General features: G+C 60.9%; 13 protein-coding genes. All 13 read left to right on the forward strand.

The features are described 5' to 3' along the window. Position 1 precedes the first annotated feature (1 nt). The 13 genes from ACYAS9_RS22855 (at position 2) to ACYAS9_RS22915 (ending at position 8,334) form a co-directional block, all read left to right on the forward strand. On the forward strand, positions 2 to 1,111 hold the full coding sequence (locus ACYAS9_RS22855; RefSeq protein ID WP_463570577.1) for a DUF2213 domain-containing protein: 1,110 nt from the start codon (positions 2 to 4) through the stop codon (positions 1,109 to 1,111). Positions 1,112 to 1,123: 12 nt separating this feature from the next. Continuing rightward, positions 1,124 to 1,612, forward strand: a complete 489-nt coding sequence (locus tag ACYAS9_RS22860; RefSeq protein WP_463570578.1) for a structural cement protein Gp24 — start codon at positions 1,124 to 1,126, stop codon at positions 1,610 to 1,612. Between the two features lie 18 nt (positions 1,613 to 1,630). After that, on the forward strand, positions 1,631 to 2,590 hold the full coding sequence (locus tag ACYAS9_RS22865; protein ID WP_463570579.1) for a DUF2184 domain-containing protein: 960 nt from the start codon (positions 1,631 to 1,633) through the stop codon (positions 2,588 to 2,590). Between the two features lie 12 nt (positions 2,591 to 2,602). Continuing rightward, positions 2,603 to 2,785, forward strand: coding sequence for a hypothetical protein (locus tag ACYAS9_RS22870; RefSeq protein WP_463570580.1), 183 nt, complete (start codon positions 2,603 to 2,605; stop codon positions 2,783 to 2,785). A gap of 39 nt (positions 2,786 to 2,824) precedes the next feature. After that, complete coding sequence (locus ACYAS9_RS22875) at positions 2,825 to 3,349, forward strand: DnaT-like ssDNA-binding protein (RefSeq protein ID WP_463570581.1); 525 nt, start codon at positions 2,825 to 2,827, stop codon at positions 3,347 to 3,349. After that, positions 3,346 to 4,350, forward strand: a complete 1,005-nt coding sequence (locus tag ACYAS9_RS22880; protein WP_463570582.1) for a phage minor head protein — start codon at positions 3,346 to 3,348, stop codon at positions 4,348 to 4,350. The genes ACYAS9_RS22875 and ACYAS9_RS22880 overlap by 4 nt, the downstream gene beginning before the upstream one ends. Continuing rightward, positions 4,347 to 4,730, forward strand: a complete 384-nt coding sequence (locus ACYAS9_RS22885) for a hypothetical protein (protein WP_463570583.1) — start codon at positions 4,347 to 4,349, stop codon at positions 4,728 to 4,730. Before ACYAS9_RS22880 ends, ACYAS9_RS22885 begins: the two co-directional genes overlap by 4 nt. Beyond that, positions 4,730 to 5,149, forward strand: a complete 420-nt coding sequence (locus ACYAS9_RS22890; RefSeq protein WP_463570584.1) for a hypothetical protein — start codon at positions 4,730 to 4,732, stop codon at positions 5,147 to 5,149. Before ACYAS9_RS22885 ends, ACYAS9_RS22890 begins: the two co-directional genes overlap by 1 nt. After that, positions 5,146 to 5,556, forward strand: a complete 411-nt coding sequence (locus ACYAS9_RS22895; protein ID WP_463570585.1) for a hypothetical protein — start codon at positions 5,146 to 5,148, stop codon at positions 5,554 to 5,556. Before ACYAS9_RS22890 ends, ACYAS9_RS22895 begins: the two co-directional genes overlap by 4 nt. Positions 5,557 to 5,665: 109 nt before the next feature. Next, entirely contained in the window at positions 5,666 to 5,872 is a 207-nt protein-coding gene (locus ACYAS9_RS22900; protein WP_463570586.1) for an SPFH domain-containing protein, read from the forward strand. A gap of 93 nt (positions 5,873 to 5,965) precedes the next feature. Continuing rightward, on the forward strand, positions 5,966 to 7,129 hold the full coding sequence (locus ACYAS9_RS22905) for a phage tail tube protein (RefSeq protein WP_463570587.1): 1,164 nt from the start codon (positions 5,966 to 5,968) through the stop codon (positions 7,127 to 7,129). A gap of 73 nt (positions 7,130 to 7,202) precedes the next feature. After that, positions 7,203 to 7,619 (forward strand): hypothetical protein, encoded by a 417-nt coding sequence (locus ACYAS9_RS22910; RefSeq protein WP_463570588.1) that lies wholly within the window; start codon positions 7,203 to 7,205, stop codon positions 7,617 to 7,619. A 364-nt stretch (positions 7,620 to 7,983) separates the two neighbouring features. Beyond that, positions 7,984 to 8,334 carry a hypothetical protein gene (locus tag ACYAS9_RS22915; protein ID WP_463570589.1) on the forward strand — a complete coding sequence of 117 codons (351 nt, stop codon included), beginning with the start codon at positions 7,984 to 7,986 and terminating at the stop codon, positions 8,332 to 8,334. The last annotated feature ends 33 nt before the right edge of the window (positions 8,335 to 8,367 follow it).

Here is an 8,367-nt window from a genome sequence, read left to right on the forward strand (position 1 = left end):
CATGCACATCACAGACAAAGTCAGCCTCGGCGATATCGCGCTGAGCGATTCCGGCTACCTGGAAGCTTTTGCCCTGACCGCTCGCACTGGTGTGCAGCAGTACCTGGGCGCCGAGGTGGGCCGGCCAGACCTCAAGGTCTTGAACGTCTACCGCGACCAGGCCGAGGTCTTCTCGAAAGACTCGCTGCGCACGTTCTCCAAGATCCCGATCACCAACGACCATCCGGGCCAGCCAGTAACTGCGGCGAACTGGAAGCAGGTTGCCGTCGGCACTACTGGCGATGAGGTCTTGCGTGATGGCGAGTACCTGAAAATCGGCCTCAAGATCACCGATGCCGATGCGGTAGGGGCTGTCCAGGCTGGCAAGCGCGAACTCAGTGTCGGCTACAGCTGCGAACTGGTCTGGGAGGACGGCATTGCCCCTGACGGCACAGCCTATCAGGCCAAGCAAACCAACATCATCGCCGACCATATCGCCATCGTTCAACGAGGGCGCGCCGGTAGCCGGGCAAGCATCGGCGACTCCTGGCCACAACACACACCAACCCCCGAGGAAAAACTCATGACCCTGAAGACGGTTACCGTCGACGGCATCCCGGTTGAAGTAACCGACCAGGGCGCCATTGTCATCGCCACCCTGCAGCAGCGCCTCGCCGATTCCGTCGGCAAGCTGTCCGCTGCCGAGTCGGCCCACGCTACAGTCATCGCCGCCAAGGACGCCGAACTGGCCCGCAAGGATGCCGAGATCGATGACCTGAAAGGCAAGCAGATCACCGATGCGCAGATCGACGAGCGCGTCAAGGCGCGGGGCGATCTGCTGGCCAAGGCCAAGGCCATCCACGATGCCGACTACGCCGGCAAGGGCGACGCGGAGATCCGCAAGGCTGTGATCATCGCCAAGCTGGGAGACGCAGCCATCGCCGGCAAGACCGAGGCCTATATCGACGCTCGTTTCGACCTGCTGGTCGAGGACGCCGCGAAGAACCCGGCCGGCGACCCATTCCGCCATCACATGATCCAGCAGGACGGCAAGACCGTCGACGAGGCCGAGAAGGCTCGTCTGCAGATGATCTCCGACATGCAGACCGCCCACCGTCCGGCCCAGGCCTAAGGAGAACCAGCAATGGCTATCTACCAAAACACTTACGGTAACGCCCCGGCCAAGGGCCTGGTCGGCCAGATCGCAAGCGAGGAGAAGTGCAATAAGATCTCCCGCACCGTCGAGAACGCAGCCGGCATCGTGTTCGGCGCCCCTGTTCAGCGCGGCGCCGGTGACCACGGCGTCATCCCGCTGGCATCCGGCGGCACCTTCATCGGTTTCGCGGTGCTGAACCCTGCAGTTCCGCCAGTCGCGCCAGGATCGACCCTGGTTGACGGCTACCCGCAGTACTTCACCGGCGCATTCATGACCCTGGGCTGCATGAAGGTCCAGGCCGGCGGCGCCGTAGCCGACGGTGGTCGCGTCTATTACAACCCGACCACCAACCGCTACGTCGGCGCTACCGGCGCCGGCATTCTGGGCCCGCTGCCCGATGTCGTGTTCGATACCACTGGCGTCGATGGCGACATCGTCGAAATCTCCATGGGCCTGCGCCCGATCGCTGCCGCTTAAGGCTGAGGACCTGCCAACATGAATCATTTCGCTGACGCACAGGCGGCGTTCCCGTTTGTCCTGGCCCAGGGCCGGAACATCGAGACCCGCGTCTACCAGCGCCGCTACCCGGCCTTCAACTACGCCGCGCATGTGCCGGTCGTGACCGAAGGTGCACCATGGGCCATCGGCACCACCTTCTTCACCGTCGATACTGCTGGCGAAGCCAAGTTCCTGTCCGGTGCCGGCACCGACATGCCGTTCAACCAGGCAACCCATGGCCAGGCATCGCATGACTTCGCAATGATCGGCTCCGGCTGGGAGTGGAACATCGAAGAGATCAACCAGGCCGCGCTGTACAACATCAACCTGAACGACACCAAGGCCATGAGCGCTGCGGACAAGGTTGAGCGCCTGCTGAACGATATCGCCATGCGCGGCTCGACCGAGAAGAGCTGGACCGGCCTGCTGAACGATCCGAACGTGTCGCGCGCCGATGCGGCCGCAACCGGTACCGGCAGCTCCACGCTGTGGGCGAACAAGACCGTTGACCAGATCATGGCTGACATCAACGGCCTGCTGGGCGGTATCCGCACCAACACCGGTGAGGTCGAGTGGGCAGACACCCTGCGCATGCCGCCAGATGCCTTCCGCGATGTGGCCACCCGCCGCATGGGTGCCGGCGATGGCTTCATGACCGTGCTGGAATACATCCGTCGCAACAACATCTACACCGCCGAGACCGGCCAGGCGCTGGACATCCAGCCGCTGCGCGAGGCCCGCAATGCCTCCCAGGACGGTGGCGGCCGTCTGGTGGCATACCGCAAGGACGTCGAGGTGGTTCGCTTCCACCTGCCGATGCCGCGCCGCGTCCTGGTGCCGCGCCAGAAGTCCATCATGGGCTTCGAAACCGGCATCATCGCCCGCACCGGTGGCACCGAGATCCGCCTGCCAGGCGCTTTCGCGTACCTCGACGAAATCACCGCCCCGGCAGCCTGATAGGAGCCAGCCATGAAAGTGACCAACGACACCAAGGCGCCTCAGGGCATCCAGACCGATACCGGTCTGATTTACGTGCTGCCTGGCGAGACTCAGGACCTGCAGGTCACTGAAGCAGGCCAGAAGCTTGCCAAGCGCGTGCCGGGCCTGACGCTGTCGGCGGCCGAGAAGGCCAAGATCGACGACAAGAAGTAACCCCGGGCGGTTCGCCGCCCACCTATTCGAGACATCCCGATGCCTGAATTCTACGGAAGCGTCGCAGCCGCTGACGCCTATCATGCCGATCGCGCCAATTCGACCTGGACCGGCACTGATGAGGCGAAGCAGGCCGCCCTGGTCCGGGCATCGGCGTACATCGACGGCAAGTACCAGCAGCAGACCAGTTGCGGGCGCTGGGAGTCGATGTTTTCCGGCTCCAAGACCGGTGGCCGGGCCCAGGCCCTGCAATGGCCGCGCAAGAACGCATTCGACAGCGATGGCGAGGCTATTCCTGACACCGAGGTGCCGGTTGAGATCGAGCATGCGACCTATGAAGCCGCTCTGCGTGAGCTGGTAACCCCTGGCAGCCTGAGCCCCGACTACGTCGCCTCCAGTGCCATCAAGCGGCAGAAGGTCGACGTGCTGGAGATCGAGTATCAGGCCCCGGCCGCTGTGGATGGCTCGGTGCCCACCCGCCCGATCGTTACCGTTGTCGATGAACTGGTAGCCCCATTGCTGCGCAATACGCGGCTCTGCGGGGTTGCGGTGTTCGTCGTATGAAGGCCGCCGAGGTGGACCGGGAGATTGAAAGCCTTGAGCCGCAGGTCCAGCAAGACTATCTGGGCCAGGTCGCCGGCACCGTCAAGCGGATCAGCATCCAGGAGCTGGAGCAGGCAATCCAGCAGGGTGACGAGTCACGCATCGAGGAGCTTCTGCTGCTGGGTCTGTTCTCGTTGCTGACCGTTCGCCTGCGGGTTATCTATATCCGCGGCGCGACCAAGGAAGTGGCCGGCATACGCATTCCCGGCGTGCGACAGGAGTTTGACCCCGGCACAGACAGGGTGAATGGCTTCTTGTCCGGCCAGGCATCAGCGCTCCAGCAGCAGGCAGCTATCGAGCAGATTGCGGCTGTACGAGAGGCTATAGCTGCCGGTGTCGCTCGCGGTGATTCGCCAAGAACCATTGCACTCAACGTAGCCGGTCGCCTCAGCAAGCAGACCGGCGTTCGCTCCGGCGGCGTTGTTGGTCTGAGTGGCACAGCGGCAAAGGCAATCGAAAATGCCAAGGACCAACTGTCCAGTGGCGATCCTGCGCAGCTCAAGCAGTACCTGGGCAGGGTAAGGCGAGACCCGACGTTTGATGCCGTAGTAAAGGCAGCCATTGCCAGCGGCAAACCCATCCCGAAAGAGGTCGTGAACAAGGCCGCAGGCGCCTATGCCGACCGGCTGCTTATTACAAGTGCTGCGCGCTTGGCTCAGACCCTCGCCGCCGAGGCATATCACAAAGGCAGGGATGAGGGGTGGCGACAGCTCACGGCTCGCAGCAACGGCCTCTATACATTCGTCAAAACTTGGCGATCCATGCGCGACGAGCGCGTTCGGAACACGCACGTAGGTCTTGATGGGCAAGCGGTTCAGCAGGACGAGCCGTTTGTTTCGTCGAGCGGCGCGCTGCTCATGTATCCGCATGACACTTCGCTGGGTGCACCTCTACACGAGCGCATCAACTGCCGATGCGTGGCCGAGTACGCACTCAAGAAAATCGAACAGGTGAGGCTATGAGCATCAAAGGCGCTATGCAGTCCTCATTCGGCGCGCTGTTCGATACAGCATTTGCCGAGGCCGTGTCTGGTTTCACCGGCTCATATCTGGGGCCAGGGGGATACAACCCGGTCACCGAGCAGACTGACGCGCAGCTTGTGGTATACACCGGTCGCGGCGTGCTGACCCGCTTCAAGGCTGACCAGATCGACGGTCAGCGCATTCTTGCCACGGACGTGCGCGTGATTGCGCTGGTCAACGAGGTGACCGACCGGCCAAGGCCGGATCATGACGTCAAGGCAAAGGATCTGATCACCGGTGAGCAGCGGATGTACCGCGTCATCGAGGCTGTTGCCGACCCTGCGGGTGTGCACTATCAGATCCAGCTGAGGGCGACCTGATGGCCAGTTCCTGGAGCGTCAAGCCAAGCGAGTTCATCGAAGAGGTCAAGACCGATCTGGTTCGGCTGCAAAAGACCATTGCAATCGACATGATCGGCGACATCACCGCGAACTCGCCGATCGACACCGGCAACTATATGGCGAACAACATTGTTTCGCTCGGCGCGCCTGACTTTACCGTCAACACCGCGCTGGACATCTGGGGGACTGCTACACGACTGGCGGCAAAGTCAAAGCTGGCCGGACTCAAGCCGTTTGGCATCGTCTACATCCAGAACAACAGCCCGTACGGCGAAAAGCTGGAGTTCGGCGGCTACAACGGACCCACCGTCAAGGTCACCTCTGGCGGATTCAGTCGTATGTCTCCCAAGGGTGTCTACGGGATTTCCTTTATCGGCGTCAGCGAGAAATACCGATGACCGTAGAATTTGAAACGATCCGCAGGACGCTGACGGGGCGCATGGTTTCGTTCCAGGGTATTGAGCAGTCTCGCATTGAGTACGCCAACAGCCCACAGGCAGGCGGGACATTCACGCCGCCGGCGACTGGGGTCTGGTGCGCCTTCGAAATCATGCACGCCTCATCCTTCTTTGCTGGCATGGCTGACACGCCTTATTACCGCCGGCCTGGACAAGTGGTTATCCAGTGCTTTGCCCGCCGATCAAGTGGGCTTTGCGGGCTGAACACTCTTGCCGACGCTCTCTCAAGCCACTTTCAGGCCTGGTCTTCCGGCGATATCGAGTGCATGGAGGTGTCGCAGGTTGTGGTTGGCCTGTTCGAAGACTTTTACCAGATCAACGTGAATATCCGGTTTCGCGCCGGCTGAGGACTGCACATGAGCGATACAACCAAAGAACTGCACCGCAGCCTTATCCGGGCCGCGAAAGCCGCGCTTGCGGCCTGGGAACGCTGGCTTGGCGCGAAGGAGAAGGGCGATGAGTGACAGCCCGAGCATGACTATTGATCAGGTGCGCGAAGAGCGCCGCCTGCTCTCGCAGCAAGTGTTTGATGCCATCCAGGCTTTCAACAAGAAAACGGGGCTGACCGTAGAATACGTTCAGCTCACCAACGTAGATATCAACACTCATGGCGAAGTGGGCCGACAGGTCCTTACCAGTATTGAGATCGAGCTGAACATCTAAACCACCCGCACCACCGGGCACGCTGACCAGACACGCCGAAAGGCCCCTCTGATCAACCCGCCTCCCCGGATCAATTGATCTAGGAGGCCTCCGATGAGTTCGGGCGCAAAAGTTACGAGCTACCTGATTCCCGAGGTCACCCCGGGCGTCACCCCTACCACAGGGCCATGGGACACCCTGCGCCTGACCAGCAACACCCTGTCGCCAACGCCGAATACTCAGGTCAGCGACGAGATCACCGACACCCGGCTCAGCCAGGGCTCTGTGGTGACCACCACCGACATTCAGGGCGACTTGGTCGGCGAACTGTCCTACGGCTCGTTCGACAAGCTGCTGGAGGCCGCTTTCTACGGAACCTGGACGGGCAACGTGCTGGAGGTTGGCGCTACTCGCCGGACCTTCACCGTCGCAAAGAACTTCAACGACGTCAGCGTGTTCACCCTGTTCAAGGGTATGCACGTCTCTACCTTCGCGCTGGACGTGCCATCCGACGGCAAGATCACCGCCACTTTCACAATGATGGGGCTGGACTTTGCTGACGGCGACACCAACACCGTAACGCCAATCAACCCGCCGACCACCACGCCGTTCATGTCGAATGCCAACGTGGGCACCATCCTTGTAGATGGCGTATCGCTGGAAGGCTCGGCCTGCGTGTCGGCAATGACCGTCAGCCTGGACAACAGCCTGCAGGTTCAGCGCTGCCTGGGTACTTCCCGGCTGGGTCCTGGTGCACTGATCGAAACCGAAGCGGCGATCACTGGCACGATCGTACTGGCCTGGAGCTCGCGCGCTTGGCAGCTCTGGAAAAACCAGTTCACCCGCAAGACCATCGCCGTCTCGTTCCCGATCACCGACTCGCTCGGCAACAAGTACACGCTGAACTTCCCTGCGATCGAAGTGGATGGCGAGCTGCCAAGTGGCGGCAAGCGTGAATTGGTCGAGGTCACGCTGAACTGGACTGTGGCCAAGCTCTCGCCAACCATCACCCGCACGCCGGCAGCGGCCGTTACAGGCGTTTCCGTTTCGCCGACAACCGCATCCATCGCAGTGGGCGCAACTCGCCAACTGACCGCGACCGTGGCGCCTTCTGGCGCAACCCAGTCCGTCACTTGGACCAGCTCCGCGCCTGGCGTGGCGACAGTCAGCGCGTCCGGCCTGGTCACCGGCGTATCCGCCGGCAGCGCAACAATCACCGCAACCAGTACCGCTGACGGCACGAAGACCGGCACGTCCTCGATCACTATTACTGCATAACGAGCTCCTTTGGTCGTCCCGGTACAACGCCGCCGGGGCGGCCCTTTTTATTGGCGTGGCGTGAGGATTTATCATGGCTTTAAAGATCAAGAAACCTGCCACCGCTACTGCTGAGTCGCGCTGGGAGAAATACGACGAAGAGGGCACGGAAGTGCTGTTGATGCCCCTGGACAATGAGGGCTATACCATCGGCTACGAGCGCCTGAGCCGCCGACTGAGAAGCAATGACGCTCAGTTCAGTGAAGGCGAGCTGGGCGTTGTCAGTGGCGAGCGTACCGAGCACGAAGGCCACTGCATTCTGCTTGCTACCTTCATCCTCAAGGATTGGAAGGGTGCGCAGGACGAGAGCGGCAAGGAAATTCCATACAGCGTTGATAATGGCGTGGCCATGCTCAAGGGCGATGTTGAATTCTTCTTGTTCGTCATGCGCAAGTCAGCAGCGCTGGCCAAGGAAAACAAGGAAGAATTGGCCGACATCAAGGGAAAGTAATTGCTCGCTTTGAGTGGGAGCAGGAATGGGGGGGCAACACTGAAAAGCGCGCAGCGATCTATAAGAGCCTGCGAATTGCCGCCCCGGCCGAGCCCGAGCAGGACGCCATTACCGTATCGCTGATGCATGCCTACTTCAACGCCTGTCGAGGGCGGCGGTATCTAGTGGGCGCCACAGCGATACAGCCTCTACGATTATCCGCCCGCGAGATCAGCGACTGGCTGGAGGCGCACCCACTGCCTTTGCCGCGTCGATACATTGACGAGGTGATGTTCGCGCTTGATGAGGTCGTGCTGGCCGAGGATGCCTGAGTTCCACCTGCGTTGCGTATGGTAAAATTTAACCATACACAGGGAGGGCATCCATGAATTACGCCACAGCTACCCGCGCCGAAATCCGTGAACTTGTGCGCATCAATGCCGAGGAGATGTTGGAGTTCTCCCTCGCCGGAGGCAATGTGCATCAGAAATCGCTGGACCAAAAGGACTTGCTGGAAGAGCAACTTGCGCCGCTGACAGATGAGCAGCGCGAAAGGTTTTACGGAATATACGCCGAGGAAATGGAGGCCCGAACCCAGCAAACTCTTGGTGATGCGCGCAAAAATAACGAGCAGGCATTGATGATTGATGAAGGTTACAGTGGTTTTGGGCGCGTCATCCTGATTGCATGTGTAGTAGTCGCTGTAATTGCCGCAGTAAGTAAATTCGCAACTTAGATTCCTTTATTCAGCCCCTTTTATCGGGGTCAA

The sequence above is a fragment of the Pseudomonas sp. HP_08 genome, assembly GCF_055284095.1.